This window comes from Roseateles saccharophilus, assembly GCF_031458095.1.
In the GTDB taxonomy this organism is placed as follows: domain Bacteria; phylum Pseudomonadota; class Gammaproteobacteria; order Burkholderiales; family Burkholderiaceae_C; genus Pelomonas; species Pelomonas saccharophila_A.
Window position 1 is genome coordinate 1,646,563 of record NZ_JAVDXU010000001.1, and the last position, 16,109, is coordinate 1,662,671.

The 16,109-nt window shown below is 67.0% G+C and carries 22 protein-coding genes; 5 read left to right on the forward strand and 17 right to left on the reverse strand.

Annotated features, from left to right (window positions below; all coding sequences use genetic code 11):
- The first annotated feature begins 28 nt into the window (after positions 1-28).
- Positions 29-529, forward strand: a complete 501-nt coding sequence (locus tag J2X20_RS07615; RefSeq protein ID WP_310263042.1) for a chemotaxis protein CheW — start codon at positions 29-31, stop codon at positions 527-529.
- Positions 530-687: 158 nt separating this feature from the next.
- The gene (gene rpoH, locus J2X20_RS07620) at positions 688-1,605 is read left to right on the forward strand and encodes an RNA polymerase sigma factor RpoH (protein ID WP_310263043.1); all 918 of its coding nucleotides are present in this window, start codon (positions 688-690) and stop codon (positions 1,603-1,605) included.
- An 84-nt stretch (positions 1,606-1,689) separates the two neighbouring features.
- Here rpoH and J2X20_RS07625 read toward each other — a convergent pair whose 3' ends face one another.
- From J2X20_RS07625 to J2X20_RS07650, 6 genes are read right to left on the reverse strand one after another with little or no spacing between them, the layout of a single operon-like run.
- Positions 1,690-2,193, reverse strand: a complete 504-nt coding sequence (locus tag J2X20_RS07625) for an OmpH/Skp family outer membrane protein (protein WP_310263045.1) — start codon at positions 2,191-2,193, stop codon at positions 1,690-1,692.
- A 38-nt stretch (positions 2,194-2,231) separates the two neighbouring features.
- Entirely contained in the window at positions 2,232-2,840 is a 609-nt protein-coding gene (locus J2X20_RS07630) for an SCO family protein (RefSeq protein WP_310263046.1), read from the reverse strand.
- Complete coding sequence (cyoE, locus tag J2X20_RS07635) at positions 2,840-3,745, reverse strand: heme o synthase (RefSeq protein ID WP_310263047.1); 906 nt, start codon at positions 3,743-3,745, stop codon at positions 2,840-2,842. The genes J2X20_RS07630 and cyoE overlap by 1 nt, the downstream gene beginning before the upstream one ends.
- Before the next feature lie 2 nt (positions 3,746-3,747).
- Positions 3,748-4,836 carry a COX15/CtaA family protein gene (locus J2X20_RS07640; RefSeq protein WP_310263049.1) on the reverse strand — a complete coding sequence of 363 codons (1,089 nt, stop codon included), beginning with the start codon at positions 4,834-4,836 and terminating at the stop codon, positions 3,748-3,750.
- On the reverse strand, positions 4,833-5,465 hold the full coding sequence (locus J2X20_RS07645) for an SCO family protein (RefSeq protein WP_310263050.1): 633 nt from the start codon (positions 5,463-5,465) through the stop codon (positions 4,833-4,835). The genes J2X20_RS07640 and J2X20_RS07645 overlap by 4 nt, the downstream gene beginning before the upstream one ends.
- A 16-nt stretch (positions 5,466-5,481) precedes the next feature.
- Complete coding sequence (locus J2X20_RS07650; RefSeq protein WP_409034140.1) at positions 5,482-6,168, reverse strand: SURF1 family protein; 687 nt, start codon at positions 6,166-6,168, stop codon at positions 5,482-5,484.
- Between the two features lie 50 nt (positions 6,169-6,218).
- Here J2X20_RS07650 and J2X20_RS07655 point away from each other — a divergent pair, with 50 nt between their 5' ends.
- Positions 6,219-6,437, forward strand: coding sequence for a DUF2909 domain-containing protein (locus J2X20_RS07655; protein ID WP_310263054.1), 219 nt, complete (start codon positions 6,219-6,221; stop codon positions 6,435-6,437).
- 48 nt (positions 6,438-6,485) lie between these two features.
- Here J2X20_RS07655 and J2X20_RS07660 read toward each other — a convergent pair whose 3' ends face one another.
- The 7 genes from J2X20_RS07660 to J2X20_RS07690 form a co-directional block, all read right to left on the reverse strand.
- On the reverse strand, positions 6,486-7,370 hold the full coding sequence (locus tag J2X20_RS07660; RefSeq protein WP_310263056.1) for a cytochrome c oxidase subunit 3: 885 nt from the start codon (positions 7,368-7,370) through the stop codon (positions 6,486-6,488).
- Positions 7,371-7,419: 49 nt separating this feature from the next.
- Entirely contained in the window at positions 7,420-7,665 is a 246-nt protein-coding gene (locus tag J2X20_RS07665; protein ID WP_310263058.1) for a DUF2970 domain-containing protein, read from the reverse strand.
- The gene (locus J2X20_RS07670) at positions 7,662-8,267 is read right to left on the reverse strand and encodes a cytochrome c oxidase assembly protein (RefSeq protein WP_310263059.1); all 606 of its coding nucleotides are present in this window, start codon (positions 8,265-8,267) and stop codon (positions 7,662-7,664) included. Before J2X20_RS07670 ends, J2X20_RS07665 begins: the two co-directional genes overlap by 4 nt.
- Before the next feature lies 1 nt (position 8,268).
- On the reverse strand, positions 8,269-8,379 hold the full coding sequence (locus tag J2X20_RS07675) for a cytochrome oxidase small assembly protein (protein ID WP_310263061.1): 111 nt from the start codon (positions 8,377-8,379) through the stop codon (positions 8,269-8,271).
- A gap of 14 nt (positions 8,380-8,393) precedes the next feature.
- The gene (gene ctaD, locus J2X20_RS07680; RefSeq protein WP_310263063.1) at positions 8,394-10,049 is read right to left on the reverse strand and encodes a cytochrome c oxidase subunit I; all 1,656 of its coding nucleotides are present in this window, start codon (positions 10,047-10,049) and stop codon (positions 8,394-8,396) included.
- Between the two features lie 30 nt (positions 10,050-10,079).
- Positions 10,080-11,258: a cytochrome c oxidase subunit II gene (coxB, locus tag J2X20_RS07685; protein WP_409034158.1), complete on the reverse strand. Its 1,179-nt coding sequence runs from the start codon at positions 11,256-11,258 to the stop codon at positions 10,080-10,082.
- Between the two features lie 198 nt (positions 11,259-11,456).
- Positions 11,457-12,380 (reverse strand): malonyl-ACP O-methyltransferase BioC, encoded by a 924-nt coding sequence (locus J2X20_RS07690; protein ID WP_310263067.1) that lies wholly within the window; start codon positions 12,378-12,380, stop codon positions 11,457-11,459.
- A 23-nt stretch (positions 12,381-12,403) separates the two neighbouring features.
- On the opposite strand from J2X20_RS07690, the gene J2X20_RS07695 reads away from it, so the two are divergent.
- Positions 12,404-13,159, forward strand: coding sequence for a ComF family protein (locus J2X20_RS07695; protein WP_310263069.1), 756 nt, complete (start codon positions 12,404-12,406; stop codon positions 13,157-13,159).
- A 23-nt stretch (positions 13,160-13,182) separates the two neighbouring features.
- On the forward strand, positions 13,183-13,653 hold the full coding sequence (gene trmL / locus J2X20_RS07700; protein ID WP_310263070.1) for a tRNA (uridine(34)/cytosine(34)/5-carboxymethylaminomethyluridine(34)-2'-O)-methyltransferase TrmL: 471 nt from the start codon (positions 13,183-13,185) through the stop codon (positions 13,651-13,653).
- Here trmL and J2X20_RS07705 read toward each other — a convergent pair whose 3' ends face one another.
- The 4 genes from J2X20_RS07705 to J2X20_RS07720 form a co-directional block, all read right to left on the reverse strand.
- Positions 13,654-14,652: an NAD(P)H-dependent glycerol-3-phosphate dehydrogenase gene (locus tag J2X20_RS07705; RefSeq protein ID WP_310265128.1), complete on the reverse strand. Its 999-nt coding sequence runs from the start codon at positions 14,650-14,652 to the stop codon at positions 13,654-13,656.
- Between the two features lie 76 nt (positions 14,653-14,728).
- Entirely contained in the window at positions 14,729-15,202 is a 474-nt protein-coding gene (gene secB, locus J2X20_RS07710) for a protein-export chaperone SecB (RefSeq protein WP_310263071.1), read from the reverse strand.
- 116 nt (positions 15,203-15,318) lie between these two features.
- Positions 15,319-15,579: a glutaredoxin 3 gene (gene grxC, locus J2X20_RS07715; RefSeq protein ID WP_310263073.1), complete on the reverse strand. Its 261-nt coding sequence runs from the start codon at positions 15,577-15,579 to the stop codon at positions 15,319-15,321.
- An 86-nt stretch (positions 15,580-15,665) separates the two neighbouring features.
- On the reverse strand, positions 15,666-16,076 hold the full coding sequence (locus J2X20_RS07720) for a rhodanese-like domain-containing protein (protein ID WP_310263075.1): 411 nt from the start codon (positions 16,074-16,076) through the stop codon (positions 15,666-15,668).
- Positions 16,077-16,109: the final 33 nt, after the last annotated feature.

The following is a 16,109-nucleotide window of genomic DNA, read 5'->3' on the forward strand; positions in this document are numbered from 1 at the left end:
CCCAGCCCCCCATTAGCAGCAGCGCCCGATGAGCTCCACCGACCTCGTTCCCAGCACTGGTGCCCAGGCCGTGCAGACGCTGGCCCGCACCGATGGCCGCCAGTTCCTGACCTTCCGCATCGGTGCGGAGGAATACGGCCTGGACATCCTGCGCGTGCAGGAAATCCGCTCCTATGAGGCCCCGACACGGGTCGCCAACGCTCCGGCCTTCGTCAAGGGCGTCGTCAACCTGCGCGGCGTCATCGTGCCCATCCTGGACATGCGCATCCGCCTGGGCCAGGCCAGCGAATACAACGCCTTCACCGTCGTCATCGTGCTGAACGTGGCCGGGCGCATCGTCGGCGTCGTCGTGGATTCAGTGTCCGACGTGCTGGAGTTGAGCGCCGACGAGATCAAGCCCCGCCCCGAGGTGGCCGCCGCCCTGGACGCCCGCTTCATCACCGGCCTGGGCAAGCTCGGCGAGCGCCTGCTGATCCTGCTGGACATCGAGGCCATGATTAAGAGCCCGGATTTCGGACTGGTTGACTGACGGCGGCGCTTGCAAAGTTAGCGGGCGCTGACTGTTTCACCGTTGGAAACATTGCATTCCAGCTGACGCATCGTCATTCTTAGCACTCGTCGAACGGGAGTGCTAATATCCTGCTCACCCCAGTATCCCAAGCCGGGGTTTAGCAAGGATTCAAGACGATGTCCGCCTCTTCTGCCATTGCCGTCCGCGACCCCTGGGCCCTGGTGCCCTCGCTGGGCAATCTGGACGCATACATCTCCGCCGTCAACCGCCTGCCGCTGCTGACAGCCGAGGAAGAAGGGTCCGCCGCGCGCAGCCTGCGCGACAAGGGCGACCTGGAAGCCGCTGGCCGCATGGTGCTCTCGCATCTGCGCCTGGTGGTGTCCATCTCGCGGCAATACGTCGGCTACGGCCTGCCCCAGGGCGACCTGATCCAGGAAGGCAACGTCGGCCTGATGAAGGCCGTCAAGCGCTTCGACCCCGACCAGGGCGTGCGCTTGGTGAGCTATGCCATGCACTGGATCAAGGCCGAGATTCACGAGTACATCCTGAAGAACTGGCGCATGGTCAAGGTCGCGACGACCAAGGCCCAGCGCAAGCTGTTCTTCAACCTGCGCTCGATGAAGCATCAGCTCAAGGCCGACCAGGCCGAGGGTCAGACGCATCGCAACACGCTCAGCGAAGCCGAGGTGGCCCATGTCGCCCGTGAGCTGAACGTCAAGCGCGAGGAAGTGCTGGAGATGGAGACCCGGCTGTCGGGCGGCGATGTGGCCCTGGAGCCCCAGACCGACGACGACGGCGAGAGCTTCGCCCCCATCGCCTACCTGGCCGACGACAGCCATGAGCCCACCCGCGTCATCGAGGCCCGCTCGCGCGACGCCCTGGCCGGCGACGGCATCCAGCGCGCGCTGGAGGTGCTGGACCCGCGCAGCCGCCGCATCGTCGAGGAGCGCTGGCTGAAGGTCAACGACGACACGTCGGGCGGCATGACGCTGCACGAGCTGGCCGCTGAGTACGGCGTGTCGGCCGAGCGCATCCGCCAGATCGAAGTGGCGGCGATGAAGAAGATGAAGAAGGCGCTGACCGAAGCCGCCTGATCCCTCGGCGCCTTGCATGCAAAAGGCCCTTCGGGGCCTTTTGTCATGGGGTGCTCGTGGTCTGACGGGCCGGGTGGCGGCCAACTACTTCTGGGCCGCCATCGCGTCGAGCACCTTCTTCGTGACGTCGACCGCCGCGCTGCGGAACGGTGCGTTGTCCTGCAGGATCAGATCGTATTTCTCGGCCTCGAAGACTTGTTTGACGGCCTTGTCGAACCTGTCCTTGACCACGCGTTGCTCTTCCTGCTGGCGCCGCTCGGCGTCCTCCTGGAACTCGCGGCTCCTGCGCTCCAGTTCCCGCTTCTGGTTCGTGAGGTCCCGATTGCGACGGCCGCGCTCCTCCTCGGAAAGCACGGCCGCGTCCTTGTCCAACTTCTCGCTTGCCTCGCGCAGCCTGGCTTCCAGTCGCTGCAGTTCCTTGGTGCGGCTGCCGAACTCGTTCTCCAGCCGCGCACCGGCGGCCTTGGACGGCGCGGACTCCTGCAGCACCTGCTGCACATCGACAAAACCGATCTTCAGCGGCTGTGCCGCTGCACCCGTCATCGCCGCAAAGAGGCTGACTGCGGCGATGGTGATGGCTGTTTTCATATTCATTTTCGAACTCTCTGCGGCGTAGACCGCACGCTTCAGGACGGCTTCCTGGCTTCGGCCAGCAGCAGCTTGATGTCATCAGCCAGCGGCTGGGCGCCGGCACCATAGCGCGCATAGACGCGCACGCGGCCCTCGGTGTCGAAGATGAAGCTGGCTGCCGTATGGTCCATGGTGTAGGTCTCGGGCGTCTTGCCCGGCACCTTGGCGAAGAAGACCTTGAACTCCTTGGCGGCGGCCTGGGTCTGCTCCTCGCTGCCGCGCAGGCCGACAAAGCTCGGATCGAAGCTGGCCAGATAGGCCTTGAGCAGCTGGGCCGTGTCGCGCGCGGGATCAATGGTGACGAAGACGCCCTGCACCTTGTCGCCGTCGGCGCCCAGGGAGCGCTTGACCTCGGCCACCTCGGCCATGGTCGTCGGGCAGACGTCGGGGCACTGGGTGTAGCCGAAGAAGACCACCAGCACCTTGCCCTTGAAGTCGGCCAGGGACCGTGCGCGGCCGTCCTGGTCGGTCAGGTTGAGCTGGCGCGCGTATTCGGCGCCGGTCAGGTCAATGCCCTTGAAGGCCAGCTTGTCGGGGCCGCCCTTCTGGCAGGCGGCGAGGGACAGGGCGGCCAGCACGGCCAGCGCGAAACGACGGGTATTCATCATGCGATGTAGTGGTCGATCAACAGGGCCGCGAAGAGCAGCGACAGATACCAGATCGAGAACCAGAAGGTCCGGCGCGCCAGCATCTCCGAGTAAGACCGCCACAGCCTAAAGCCATAGGCACAGAAGCCCAGGCCCAGGGCCAGGGCGGCTGCCAGATAGAACCAGCCGCTCATGCCGGTCAGGAAGGGCAGCAGCGTGGCCGCCAGCAGCACCCAGGTGTAGAGCAGGATCTGCAGCCGGGTGTAGTCGTTGCCATGGGTGACCGGCAGCATGGGCAGGCCGGCGCGGGCGTAGTCCTCGGCGCGATACAGGGCCAGGGCCCAGAAATGCGGCGGCGTCCACAGGAAGATGATGAGGCAGAGCAGCCAGGCCTCGAAACCCACCTCGCCGCGCATGGCGGCCCAGCCCAGCACCGGCGGCATGGCGCCCGAGGCCCCGCCGATGACGATGTTCTGCGGCGTCGTGGGCTTGAGGATGACGGTGTAGATGACGGCATAGCCGACGAAGGTGGCGAAGGTCAGCCACATGGTCAGCACATTGACGTAGACGCCCAGGATGGCCATGCCGATGCCGCACAGCAGGGCCGAGAAGGCCAGGGTCTGCGGACGGCTCAGTTCGCCCTTGGCGGTGGCGCGCCAGGCGGTGCGCTTCATGCGCGCGTCGATGCCGTCCTCGATGAGGCAGTTGAAGGCCGCGGCGGCGCCAGCCACCAGCCAGATGCCGGCGATTGCCGCGAGCATGGTCACGGCCTGCGGCAGATCCGGCAGGCCGGGCACGGCCAGGGCCATGCCGATGGCGGCGCAGAAGACGATGAGCTGGACGACGCGCGGCTTGGTCAGCTGGTAGAACTGCTGCCAGCGCGGGCTGTGCACGAAGGCACTGGCGGTGGACGTGGAAGCCATGGTCAGGATCCGGCGCGCTTCAGGCGCGCGAGCAAGGTGGTGAGCAGGGCCAGCAGCATGGCGGCGCCTGCGGTGTGGCCGAGTGCCGCGACGATGGGCCAGTCGAGCACGATATTGGACAGGCCGGTGACGAGTTGCCAGCCAGCCGCGGCGAGCAGCCAGCGCGACCATTGCGGCGCAGGCGAGCGCAGCACCCACGCCAGCGCCAGCATGGCCGCAAAGACGCAGGCCGCGCCGATGCGATGGGCCATGTGGATGGCCGCCAGCGCCTCGAAGCCCAGCACGCTGCCGTCGGCCTTGAGACCGAGGGCACGCCAGAGCTGGAAGCCCTGGGCAAAGTCCAGATGCGGCCACCATTGGCCGCCGTGGCAGGTGGGGAATTCATCGCAGGCCAGCACGGCGTAATTGGTGCTGACCCAGCCGCCCAGGGCGACCTGCAGCAAGGCCAGCAGCAGGACGGCGGCCGTGGCATGGCGCAGCCAGCCCGGCACCGCCACGCGCTGAGGCGCAAACGCCTCGCGCTGCCAGGCCAGCAGCATCAGCAGGCCCAGGCCAAACAGCAGATGCAGGGTGACGATGGCCGGGAAGAGCTTCATCGTGACCGTCAGCGCGCCGAAAGCGCCCTGCACGCAGACCCAGGCCAGGGTCAACGTCGGCAGCCAGGGCGAAGGCGCGGCCTCACCGTCATGGCGCTTGAGCCGCCAGCTCAGCACCGCCATGACGAGGATGAGCAGGCCGACGCCGCTGGCCAGGTAGCGATGGACCATCTCGATCCAGGCCTTGCCATGGGTGACCGGGCCGGTGGGCATGGCCGCCTGCGCCGCTTCGATGTGCTCATGTGCGCCGACGGGGCTGGCGGCGCTGTAGCAGCCGGGCCAGTCGGGGCAGCCCAGCCCGGAGTCGGTCAGTCGCGTGAAGGCACCGAAGACGATGAGGTCGAAGGTCAGGAAGAGCGTCAGCAGCGTCAGCGCACGGAGGCGGCCGGCCGGCGTGCTCGCGCGCGAGCGCTGGCGCCACCAGATCAGCGGGCCGAGGGCGACGGCGCCGCCGATGGCGGCGACCTGACCCAAGGGGAGCAGCAGCTCGTTCATCGTCCAGCTGTATCCCAGCTGGCACTGGCGCGCAGCAGCTTGTCGAGGTCGGCCTTGAGCTTCTTGGGCTCGGGCTCGGCAGGAGCGCGCTCCATCCAGCGGCCCATGGGGTCGATGATGTAGAAATGCTTGGCCAGCCCATGTCCCGCCGCCGGCTCGAGCCAGGCCGCTAGGCGCTCGGCGGGCACGCGCAGCACGGTGACTTCCGCGCCCTTCTGGCCGATGGCGGCCAGCACCTCGGCGCGCGGCGTGCCGGTATCGGGAATCAGCCAGAGCTTGTCCACGCGCGCGCGCTCCTTGCCCAGCATCTCGCGCAGCTGGCGCTGCACGAAGAGTTGGCGCTCGCAGGCGGCCGGGCAGTCGGAGCCCTGCACGACGGCCAGCAGCCATTGGCCGCGCAGGGAGGCCGGGGCGACCGGGCGGCCCTGCAGATCCGTCAGCGGCAGATCGGCGGGCATGTCGACGGCCGGCGCGACCAGTTCGCCATAGGCCGAGCCGCTGGGCTTGACGACATAGAAGGTGAAGTAGGACGCGACGACGGGCGCGGCGCACATGGCCAGCACGAGCAGCATCTTCCAGCGCCCGACACGCTGCTGCGTCGACGTGCGCGGATCGGGCAGGCTGTGCACCGCGAAGCTCAGCGGTTCAGGACTGCTTGCGGAACCGGGGGCGGAGGAGTTGGAACCAGACATAGAGACCGACGATCAGCGCACAGAGCGCAAACCATTGAAAGGCGTAGCCATAGTGTTTCTGCAGGCCGAGGTCGGGCGCCGGCCAATGGCGCAGCAGCGTGTCGTCGGGCGAATCGGCGGAGGTCTGCACGACGGTCAGCGGCAGCAATTTCAGGCCGGACTCGACGGCAAAGGCCGCAGGGTCGAGATTTTGCCGGATCGCTCCGGTCGAGCCTTCGCCGAGCTCATAAAGCTTGGACGGCGCGGCGGCCAGCCGCCCTTGCACGACGACCTCGCCGGTCGGCGTGGCCAACGGCGGCAGCTGCTGGCGATCGAGCTGGTTGCGCGGCGCCCAACCACGCTGCACAAGAATGACGTCATCGCGGCCGCTCAGGCGCAGCGGCGTGACGACGAAGAAGCCGGTGTGGCCGTCCATGGGCCGGTTGTCCAGCCAGATGGTGCGTTCGGCGAGCCAGCTGCCGCGCACAAGCACGCGTCGGTGCAGTTGCTCGGCGCCACCCAGCTCGGCATTGGCAAGCGCCGGCCTGCCCGCCTCCGTCTCGATAGCCGCTTGCAGCGCGATCTTCTGCGCGGCCCGGTCGAGCTGCCAGACGCCCAGCCGCGCCGTGAACGCCGTGGCCAGCAGTGCCGCCAGCAGCACCAGCCAGCGCCTACCGGCCATGCCCAACCCCGAGCGGATAATTCGACCCCATGAAATTCGTGATCCTGATCGCCTTCATCGGCATCCTCGGCGCGCTCGCGGCGGCCGGCTTCTTCATGCTGCGCAAGGGCGGCAACAAGAAGAGTCCCAACATGGCCCGCGCGCTGGCGGTGCGGGTCGCCGTCTCGGTGACGCTCTTCCTCATCATCCTGCTGAGCTGGAAGATGGGGTGGATACAGCCGACCGGACTGCCGGTGAAGAGTGCATAAAGAAAAAGCGCCGCGACTGCGGCGCTTTCTCATTGTGGGACCGCCTGGTCACAACCAGTAGACGACCACGTACAGGCCCAGCCACACCACGTCCACGAAGTGCCAGTACCAGGCTGCGCCTTCGAAGCCGAAATGGCGCTCGGGCGTGAAGTGGCCCTTCATCAGGCGGATGGTGATGAACAGCAGCATCAGGGCGCCCACGCAGACGTGGAAGCCGTGGAAGCCGGTCAGCATGAAGAAGGTCGAGCCGTAGATGCCGGAGTTCAGCTTGAGGTTGAGCTCGGTGTAGGCGTGGTGGTATTCATAGGCCTGGAAGCCGACGAAGGTGAGGCCCAGGGCCACGGTGATCCACATCCAGGCGATGGTCTTGGCGCGGTTGCCGGCGATCAGCGCATGGTGGGCGATGGTCAGCGTGACGCCCGAGGTCAGCAGCAGGGCCGTGTTGATCGTCGGGATGGGCCAGGGGCCCATGGTGCTGAAGGCCTCGACGGTGCCGGCCGGTGCGGCGGTGAAACCGGGCGCGTTGCTCGGCCAGATGGCCTTGAAGTCAGGCCACAGCAGCGCGTTCTGCAGGCTGCCGAGTTCCGGCACCGAGTACAGGCGGGACCAGCCCAGCGCCCCGAAGAAGGCGGCGAAGAACATCACCTCCGAGAAGATGAACCAGCCCATGCTCCAGCGGAAGGAGACGTCGATGCGGTCGCTGTAGAGGCCGCCCTCGCTCTCGCCGATGGCGTCACGGAACCAGGCCTGCAGCACGAAGGCCCAGAAGGCCAGGCCGCCGAACAGGGAATACATGCCCCAGCCGTGGCCATTGATCCATTGGCCGGCACCGAGGATGACGAAGAACAGGCCGGTGGCGGCCATCACCGGGTGCCGCGAGGGCGCCGGGACGAAGTAGTACGGGGTCTTGCCCGGGGTAGTCGCTGCCGACATATTGTTCTCCTAGTACTCGCTCGTTCTGAACTTTGTTGCGACCGGGCCGTCAGGCTCCGGCCACGCCACTGCTGATGACCCAACGGACCAGCAGTACCAGCATCAATACAAACAGGGCCGCGCCAAGCACGCCCGCGATCAACACATGCACCGGGTTGAGCTTGGCCATGTCTCTCTCATGGTCCCGGCCCCGGCGCACGCCGAAAAAACTCCAGGCCACGGCCGAGATCGTCTGGGCGAAGGAGGCCTTGCGGCCCACCGCTTCCTTCAGATCCTGGCCCGGCTTGTCACTCACAGCGCGGCTCCCACACCCTGCGGTGCCTGGCCGAGCTTGACCCCGCCCTTGCCCGCCACCTCGAAGAAGGTATAGGACAGGGTGATGGTCTTCACATCCTTGGGCAGCTTGGGGTCGATGACGAACACGACCGGCCACTGCTTGCTTTCGCCCGGCTTCAACGTGTATTCGTTGAAGCAGAAGCATTCCAGCTTGTTGAAATGCGCGCTCGCCTGCATGGGCGCATAGCTCGGAATGGCCTGGGCGGCCATGGTGCGGTCCTGCTTGTTGCGGAACTCGTACATGACCTGGCTCAGCTCGCCCGGGTGCACCGTCATGTGACGCACCGCCGGCTTGAAGTCCCAGGGGCCGCGCGCATTGGTGTCGAACTCGACCGTGATCTCGCGGCTGTAGTCGACCTGGCCATTGCCATCGGCGATGCCCTTGGCCGACAGCGCCGTCTGGCGTTCGGCCAGCGACAGCACATTGATGCCCAGCGCGTTGCAGATGGCCTTGTACAGCGGCACCAGCGCATAGCCGAAGCCGAACATCAACGCCACGACGACCGCCAGCTTCATGACGAGCTGACGGTTGTCGCGGTGGAGTGCGGCCAGGAAACGCATGTCAGTGGCTCAGCAACACCATCTTGGCGACGAAGCCGACGCCAAAGACCAGGGCGATCGACAGCAAGATCAACGCCAGTCGGCGGTTGGCCTTGCGCTGCTCGGGCGTCATGGCAGCCAGTCCGCTCAGGCGACGATCTTGGTCGCCGACGCGTTCAGCTTGGGCGGCTCTTCGAAGGTGTGGAAGGGGGCCGGCGACGGCACTTCCCACTCCAGGCCTTCGGCGGCTTCCCAGGGCTTCTGCGAAGCGGTCTCGCCCTTGCCGCGCATCATCGGCACGACGACGAACAGGAAGAAGTAGACCTGCATCAGACCGAAGCCGAAGGCACCGACCGAGGCAATCGCGTTGAAGTCGGTGAACTGCATGGGGTAGTCGGCATAGCGACGCGGCATGCCGGCCAGACCCAGGAAGTGCATCGGGAAGAAGGTCACGTTGAAGAAGATCAGCGAGCCCCAGAAGTGGATCTTGCCGCGGGTCTCGGAGTACATGACGCCGGTCCACTTCGGGCCCCAGTAGTAGACGCCGGCGAACAGCGCGTACAGCGAGCCGGCCACCAGCACGTAGTGGAAGTGGGCCACGACGTAATAGGTGTCCTGCAGCTGGATGTCGACCGGCGCCATGGCCAGGATGAGGCCGGTGAAGCCGCCCATCGTGAACACGAAGATGAAGCCGACGGCGAACAGCATCGGCGTCTCGAAGGTCATCGAGCCGCGCCACATCGTCGCCAGCCAGTTGAAGATCTTCACGCCCGTGGGCACCGCGATCAGCATGGTCGCGTACATGAAGAACAGCTGGCCCGTCACCGGCATGCCGGTGGCGAACATGTGGTGGGCCCAGACGATGAAGGACAGGATGGCGATGGAGGCCGTCGCGTACACCATGGAGGCGTAGCCGAACAGGCGCTTGCGGGCGAAGGCCGGCACGATCTGGCTGATGATGCCGAAGGCCGGCAAGATCATGATGTAGACCTCGGGGTGGCCGAAGAACCAGAAGATGTGCTGGTACATGACCGGGTCGCCGCCGCCCGCGGGGTTGAAGAAGGCGGTGCCGAAGTGACGGTCGGTCAGCGTCATCGTGATGGCACCGGCCAGCACGGGCATGACGGCGATCAGCAGGTAGGCCGTGATCAGCCAGGTCCAGGCGAACATCGGCATCTTCATCAGCGTCATGCCGGGGGCGCGCATGTTGAGGATGGTCACGATGATGTTGATGGAGCCCATGATGGACGAGGCGCCCATGATGTGCATCGCGAAGATGCCGGCGTCCATGGACGGGCCCATCTGCAGCGTCAGCGGCGCGTACAGCGTCCAGCCGGCGGCGGGGGCGCCGCCGGGCATGAAGAAGCTGCCCACCAGCATGATGGCGGCCGGGATCAGCAGCCAGAAGCTGAGGTTGTTCATGCGCGCGAAGGCCATGTCACCCGCGCCGATCTGCAGCGGGATCATCCAGTTCGCGAAGCCGACGAAGGCCGGCATGATGGCGCCGAACACCATGATCAGACCGTGCATGGTCGTGAACTGGTTGAACAGCTCCGGGTTGAAGAACTGCAGGCCCGGCTGGAACAGCTCGGCACGGATGCACAGGGCCAGGATGCCGCCGACCATCAGCATCGTGAAGGAGAACAGCAGGTAGAGGGTGCCGATGTCCTTGTGATTGGTCGCAAACACCCAGCGGCGCCAGCCGTGAGGTGCGTGGTGGTCGTGATGGTCGTCGTGGGCGTGGTCGCCAGCATGGCCGCCATGGCCATCAACCGCGCCGTGGGGGGGGAGCACTGCACTCATGTGATTTCCTCTGATTCGGCGTTCGGTCGATTACTTGCGGGCGGCCAGCACTTCGGCCGGTTGCACCGTCTGGCCCGTCTTGTTGGACCAGCTGTTCTTGGTGTAGGTGATCACGGCGGCGATCTCGGTATCGCTGAGTTGCTTCCAGGCCGGCATGCCCTTGTCCATGCGGCCATTCAGCACGACCTGGATCTGCTGCAGCTTGTCCTCGGCCAGCACGACGGGCGACTTGTCCAGCGGCTTGATCGGGCCGGCGCCGGAGCCGTCGGCCTTGTGGCAGACCGCGCAGTTGGCGGCATAGACCTTCTCGCCGCGGGCGATCAGGGCGGCCTGTTCCCAGACCTTGTTCGGGTCGTCGGCCTTGGCGGCCATTTCCTTCTTCTTGCCGTCCACCCACTTGGTGTAGTCCTCGGCGGACACCACCTTCACGTGGATGGGCATGTAGGCGTGTTCCTTGCCGCAGAGCTCGGCGCACTGGCCATAGTAGTCGCCAATCTTCTCGGCCTTGAACCAGGTGTCGCGCACGAAGCCGGGGATGGCATCCTGCTTGACGCCGAAGGCCGGCACCATCCAGGCGTGGATGACGTCGTTGGCCGTCGTGATGATGCGGACCTTCTTGTCCACCGGCACGACCAGGGGGTTGTCGACCTTGAGCAGGTAGTTGTCGACCGGCTCGGGATGGGCCGAGTTGGAGGACTCGCGCTGGGCGGTGTCCAGCGTGGCCAGGAAGCCGATGCCCTCGCCTTCGCCCTTCAGGTAGTCGTAGCCCCACTTCCACTGGTAGCCGGTGGCCTTGATGGTCACGTCGGCATTGGTCGTGTCCTTCATCGCGACGACGACCTTGGTGGCCGGCAGGGCCATGCCGATGACGATCAGGAAAGGAACCACCGTCCAGGCGATCTCCACGGCCACGCTCTCGTGGAAGTTGGCCGACACCGCGCCCTTGGACTTGCGGTGCTTGAAGATGGAATAGAACATCACGCCGAACACGGCGACGAAGATGACCAGGCAGACGATCATCACGAAGTTGTGCAGCCACATCTGATCGTGCGCGATGCGGGTGACCGGCTCGTGCAGATTGAGCTGATTGACGCCCGGGCCGCCCTTGAGGTCGTTGACCGCCAGGGCCGGAGCCGCTGCCAGGGCCGCCATCGCTGCCGTGGCCCAGCGGCCCCAAGCGCGTGAGGCGCTATGCACTCGTGCGTTCATCATCGTCATGGTTGTCACTTGGTTCTTTGAGGAGCGGGGCTTGCTTTTGCGGCCTGACGGCCGGACGTAAGACGCAAGTTCCGCGGTTGAGCCGGGTTTTGCCCCCAAGCCCTCTATGCGGCGCGGGATTTTAGCCCAGGCTCCGAGAGGGGCCGGGCCGCTCCGCCCCCGGGGATTCACCCCCCTTGAGCCGCTGACTCACCCGGTCTCGCGCCCCTTGCGCAGCGTCGCGCGCATGGCGTCGATGGATACATGGGTCTCGGCCGCCACCGTCAGCCGAGGTGCCGCTTTGAAGGCGTGGCCGAAGACCAGCTCCAGCGTCAGCGCCAGCTTGCCCTCGCTGTCGCGCAGGGTTTCGAGCTCGGCCAGCAGGGCCGCTTGCCAGGCCCGGCTACGCAGGCCGGCAAAACGGCTGGGCGCCAGGTTGCCACCGAGGCTGCGCAGGTCGGCAAGCAGGCTTTCGGCGGAAGACCAGGTCAGGCGCAGCCGCTGCTGATCCATGACGGGATCCGCGAAACCGGCCTTCAGGACCAGGTCGCCGATGTCGTGCATGTCCCACCAGTCCGGCGCCGGCCGGCCCCAGCCGTTGCGGGCATACAAGGGACGCAGCTCGACGAAGCTGTCGGGGCCCAGACAGGAGAACATGACGAAGCCGCCCACCGCGATGCTGGCCTGCCAGGCGCCGAGCAGGCCCGGCAGATCGGCGCAGGCGTGCAGGGCCATGTTGGACCACAACAGGTCGACCTCCGGCCGGGCAGGCAAAGCATCGATGTGGCCGGACGGCGCGCCGCGCAGCTTCTGCCACCAGTTGCGCTGGCGCTTCTCGCGGGCCCGCGCGGCCAGTGCGGCATCGGCCTCGTGCCACAGCAGCTCCGCGCCCGGATACGCCAGGCGCAGCAGCTCGCCGCTGGCGCCCAGGGCCGGCGAGGCATCCAGCACCCGCTGAGGCTGCAGCTTGATATAGGTCAGGCGTTCGGCCATGCGGCCCGCGACTTCCTCGTGCAGCCAGGGCGGCTGGGCGGCAGCGGCGAGGCGGCGCGTCTGGCGCCGCACGGCGGCGGCATCCAGGTCCTGGGGCCGCGGCCCCTTGTTTGAAGTAGGGGCAGCGGCAGCTTCACTCATGGCGCGGTCAGTATATTGAGCCGATGCCCGAGCGCGCCCTGTCGGCAACCAAGCCCGCATTGATCGAGAAGGTGCTGCTGCGCTGCGCCGGCCAGTGCGCCGTCTGCCGTGCCTGGAGCCACCAGACCATCTGCGAGTCCTGCCTGGGCCAGTACGCGCGCCCGCAGCCGCGTTGCTGGACCTGCGCGGCCAAGCTGCCTCTCGAATTCACCGGCAGGCCCGGGCCGCAATGCGGCCGCTGCCTGCACACCGCACCCCCGCTGGATCGCACCGTGGCGGCCCTGGACTACCGCTTCCCCTGGGACGGCCTGCTGCAACACTTCAAATACCACCAGGCCCTGGAACTGCGCGAGAGCCTGCTGGAGCGGCTGAACACGGCCCTCAATGCGGCCGAGGTTGAGGCGCCGGACTGGCTGCTGCCTGTGCCCCTGTCGGTCGAACGCCTGCGCGACCGTGGCTACAACCAGTCCCACGAATTGGCCAAGGCCCTGGCGCGGCGGCGCGGCCTGCGTTGCGAGCCCGAGCTGCTGCTGCGCGTGCGGCACAACGCCGTCCAAGCGGGCCTGAAGCTGGAAGACCGCGCCGCCAATGTGCGCGGCGTCTTCGCCGTGGAGCCTGTGCGCGCGGCCAAGCTGCGCGGCAGCAGCGTCGCCCTGCTGGACGATGTGATGACCAGCGGCGCCACGCTGTTCGAGCTGGCCGGCGTGCTGCTGCAGGCCGGCGTCATGAGCGTGCAGGCCTGGGTCATCGCCCGGACCCCCGAGCCCGGCGAGGCATGAGGGGCGCGGGATACTCCCGCCCCATGTTCAACATCGTCCTCGTCCAGCCGGAGATCCCGCCCAACACGGGCAACGTGATCCGGCTCGCGGCCAACACGGGCTGCGCCCTGCACCTCATCGAGCCGTTGGGTTTCTCGATGGAGGACAAGCTGCTGCAGCGCGCCGGCCTGGACTATCACGAGTACGCCCGCGTGCAGCGCCATGCCGACTGGGCGGCCTTCCTCGCGGCCGAATCGCCCGACGTCACGCGCATGTTCGCCTTCACGACCCGCGGCAGCCGGCCCTTCAGCGAAGTGGCCTGGCGGCCGGGCGACTGGTTCGTCTTCGGCAGCGAGACGGCAGGCCTGGCACCACAACTGCGCGACAGCTTTCCGCTCGAGCAGCGCGTGCGCCTGCCCATGCGCGAGGGCCAGCGCAGCCTCAACCTCAGCAACAGCGTGGCTGTCGCGGTGTTCGAAGCCTGGCGTCAGAACGGCTACAGCGGCGGGACCTGACTACTCGGCGCGTGCGTCGCGGCTCATCAGCCGCTCGACCGCTTCGCCGACACGCAGCCGCCCGTCCAGCAAGGCCACCATGCCCTCGGTGATGGGCATCTCGACGCCGGCCTCACGCGCCCGCGCCAGCACGGTCGGGGCGCTGTAGACGCCCTCGGCGACATGGCCGAGTCGCTGCAGGATCTGCGGCAGGGCCAGGCCCTGGGCCAGCATCAGGCCGACGCGGCGGTTGCGCGACAGGTCACCCGTCGCCGTCAGCACGAGGTCGCCCAGGCCCGACAGGCCCATGAAGGTCTCGGCCTTGGCGCCCAAGGCCAGGCCCAGGCGCAGCATCTCGGCCAGGCCACGCGTGATCAGCGCGGCGCGGGCGTTCAGGCCAGGCGCATCCGGCGCTGCAGCGGACAGGCCGTCGCAGACCCCGACGGCAATGGCCATGACGTTCTTGACCGCCCCGCCCACCTCGACGCCGACCGGATCGCCCGAGGTGTAGACGCGCAGCCGCTCGCCGTGGAAAGCATCGACGGCGGCCTGGGCCAGCTCGGTGTCCTCGCTGGCCGCCACCAGGGCCGTGGGCCGGCCGGCGGCCACTTCCTGGGCGAAGCTCGGGCCGGACAGGATGCCTACGCGCATCGCCGGCTGCAGCTCGCGGGCGATCTCATGGCCCAGCCGCCCCGTGCCGGCCTCGAAGCCCTTGCACAGCCACAACACGCGCTGCGTCGACGGCAAGGCGGCCAGGGTCTCACGCAGGCCGGACATGGGCGTGGCGATGATGGTCAGCCCCTCGCCGGCGTGGGCGATGGCGGCCTGGCGATCGGCGGTCAACCCGAGGCTGGCGGGCAATTCGCTGTCGGGCAGATAGGCCGCATTGCGGCGGCTGGCTTGCATCGCCTCGATGGCTGCGGCGTCGCGCCCCCACAGCCTCACGTCATGGCCAGCCTGCGCAGCCTGGATGGCCAGGGCCGTGCCCCAGGCGCCAGCCCCGAGCACGCTGATCTTCATCGTCGTCATGCACGGGAGTTTCCCCCAAGTAAAACGCCCCGCACGAGGCGGGGCGTCTTCAGCGAAGCAGCTGGAATCAGTTCACAGCCTGGCCGCCCTGGGCGGCGCGCTGGGCCTGCTGAGCCTCGAACATGGCTTGGAAGTTCACTTCGGTCAGCAGCACGGGCGGGAAGCCGGCACGGGTGCAGACATCGGAAACGATGGCACGCAGATAGGGGTAGACCATCTGGGGGCAGACGATGCCGAGGATGCCTTCGATCTGGTCCTGGGGGATGTTGCGGATCTCGAAGATGCCGGCCTGCTTGGCTTCCACCAGGAACAGCGTCTTGTCGCCGACCTTGGTGTTGACGGTGGCCGTCACGCAGACTTCGAAGATGCCTTCGGTGACGTTCTCAGCCGACAGCGTCAGGTTGATGTCGACTTGCGGCTGCTGCTGCTCCAGCAGGATATGGGGGGCATTGGGCTGCTCCAGCGACAGATCCTTCAGATACATGCGCTGGATCTGGAACACGGGGGTGCCTTCGGGGGCGGCTTGGATCTCGTCGGCCATGAGAGTCTTTCGAACGAAGCGTCAAACAAAAGCCCGCAGGCTGAATGCTGCGGGCGGTAGCTGGATTATGGGCGAGGCCCCGTGACCAAGCGCCGGGGGCTTGCCCGGGCTTGAAATCAAGCGGCCTGGAGCAAGGGCAGCAATCCGCCCTTCTGATCGAGGGCGATGAGGTCGTCACACCCCCCGACATGGGTGTCGCCGATGAAGATCTGCGGCACGGTGCGCCGGCCCGTGGTCGCCATCATGTGCTGGCGCTCGGCGGGGTTGAGGTCGACGCGGATCTCGTCGATCTGGTCCACGCCGCGCTGCTTGAGCAGCATCTTGGCGCGCACGCAGAACGGGCAGACCAGGGTGGTGTACATCTTGACGTGGGCCATCTCAATCTCCTGGGAGGCGAAAAACGGCTTACGCCGTTTTATGCCCAGCAAAACCAACCGAACGGCCAGCTGGGCGAAAAACTGCCTCAGGCAGTTTTTTCCACCGGCAAATTGGCCTCCCGCCAGGCTTTGAGGCCACCCGCCAGCACCTGGGCCTTTTCATAGCCCAGCTTGCGCAGCATGCCCACGGCGCGGCCGGCGCGCGCGCCCGTCGGGCACACCAACACCAGCGGCAGGGCCTTGTTGGAGGGCAGTTGCTTGTGGCCCTCGATCTGGCCAAACGGGACGTTGCGGGCCCCGACCGCATGGCCCTTGGCAAATTCCTCGGGCTCGCTGACATCGATCAGCACGCCCTTCTCGCGGTTGACCAACTGCACCGCCTCGGCAGGGCTGAGGCCGCCGCCTTGGGCGCCCGAGACCAGCAGGGGGTAGAGCAGCATGCCGCCGGACACCAGGGCGGCGACGATCAAAAACCAGTTCTCGATCAGGAAGTTCAAGCAAGCATCCCGTGTAATTCAACGAAGCCGGTG

Coding starts and splice junctions, on each gene's coding strand:
- J2X20_RS07615 (WP_310263042.1), top strand. CDS start 29: ATGAGCTCCACCGACCTCGTTCCCAGCACTGGTGCCCAGGCCGTGCAG.
- rpoH (WP_310263043.1), top strand. CDS start 688: ATGTCCGCCTCTTCTGCCATTGCCGTCCGCGACCCCTGGGCCCTGGTG.
- J2X20_RS07625 (WP_310263045.1), bottom strand. CDS start 2,193: ATGAAAACAGCCATCACCATCGCCGCAGTCAGCCTCTTTGCGGCGATG.
- J2X20_RS07630 (WP_310263046.1), bottom strand. CDS start 2,840: ATGAATACCCGTCGTTTCGCGCTGGCCGTGCTGGCCGCCCTGTCCCTC.
- cyoE (WP_310263047.1), bottom strand. CDS start 3,745: ATGGCTTCCACGTCCACCGCCAGTGCCTTCGTGCACAGCCCGCGCTGG.
- J2X20_RS07640 (WP_310263049.1), bottom strand. CDS start 4,836: ATGAACGAGCTGCTGCTCCCCTTGGGTCAGGTCGCCGCCATCGGCGGC.
- J2X20_RS07655 (WP_310263054.1), top strand. CDS start 6,219: ATGAAATTCGTGATCCTGATCGCCTTCATCGGCATCCTCGGCGCGCTC.
- J2X20_RS07660 (WP_310263056.1), bottom strand. CDS start 7,370: ATGTCGGCAGCGACTACCCCGGGCAAGACCCCGTACTACTTCGTCCCG.
- J2X20_RS07670 (WP_310263059.1), bottom strand. CDS start 8,267: ATGCGTTTCCTGGCCGCACTCCACCGCGACAACCGTCAGCTCGTCATG.
- J2X20_RS07675 (WP_310263061.1), bottom strand. CDS start 8,379: ATGACGCCCGAGCAGCGCAAGGCCAACCGCCGACTGGCGTTGATCTTG.
- ctaD (WP_310263063.1), bottom strand. CDS start 10,049: ATGAGTGCAGTGCTCCCCCCCCACGGCGCGGTTGATGGCCATGGCGGC.
- coxB (WP_409034158.1), bottom strand. CDS start 11,258: ATGAACGCACGAGTGCATAGCGCCTCACGCGCTTGGGGCCGCTGGGCC.
- J2X20_RS07690 (WP_310263067.1), bottom strand. CDS start 12,380: ATGAGTGAAGCTGCCGCTGCCCCTACTTCAAACAAGGGGCCGCGGCCC.
- J2X20_RS07695 (WP_310263069.1), top strand. CDS start 12,404: ATGCCCGAGCGCGCCCTGTCGGCAACCAAGCCCGCATTGATCGAGAAG.
- trmL (WP_310263070.1), top strand. CDS start 13,183: ATGTTCAACATCGTCCTCGTCCAGCCGGAGATCCCGCCCAACACGGGC.
- J2X20_RS07705 (WP_310265128.1), bottom strand. CDS start 14,652: ATGAAGATCAGCGTGCTCGGGGCTGGCGCCTGGGGCACGGCCCTGGCC.
- secB (WP_310263071.1), bottom strand. CDS start 15,202: ATGGCCGACGAGATCCAAGCCGCCCCCGAAGGCACCCCCGTGTTCCAG.
- grxC (WP_310263073.1), bottom strand. CDS start 15,579: ATGGCCCACGTCAAGATGTACACCACCCTGGTCTGCCCGTTCTGCGTG.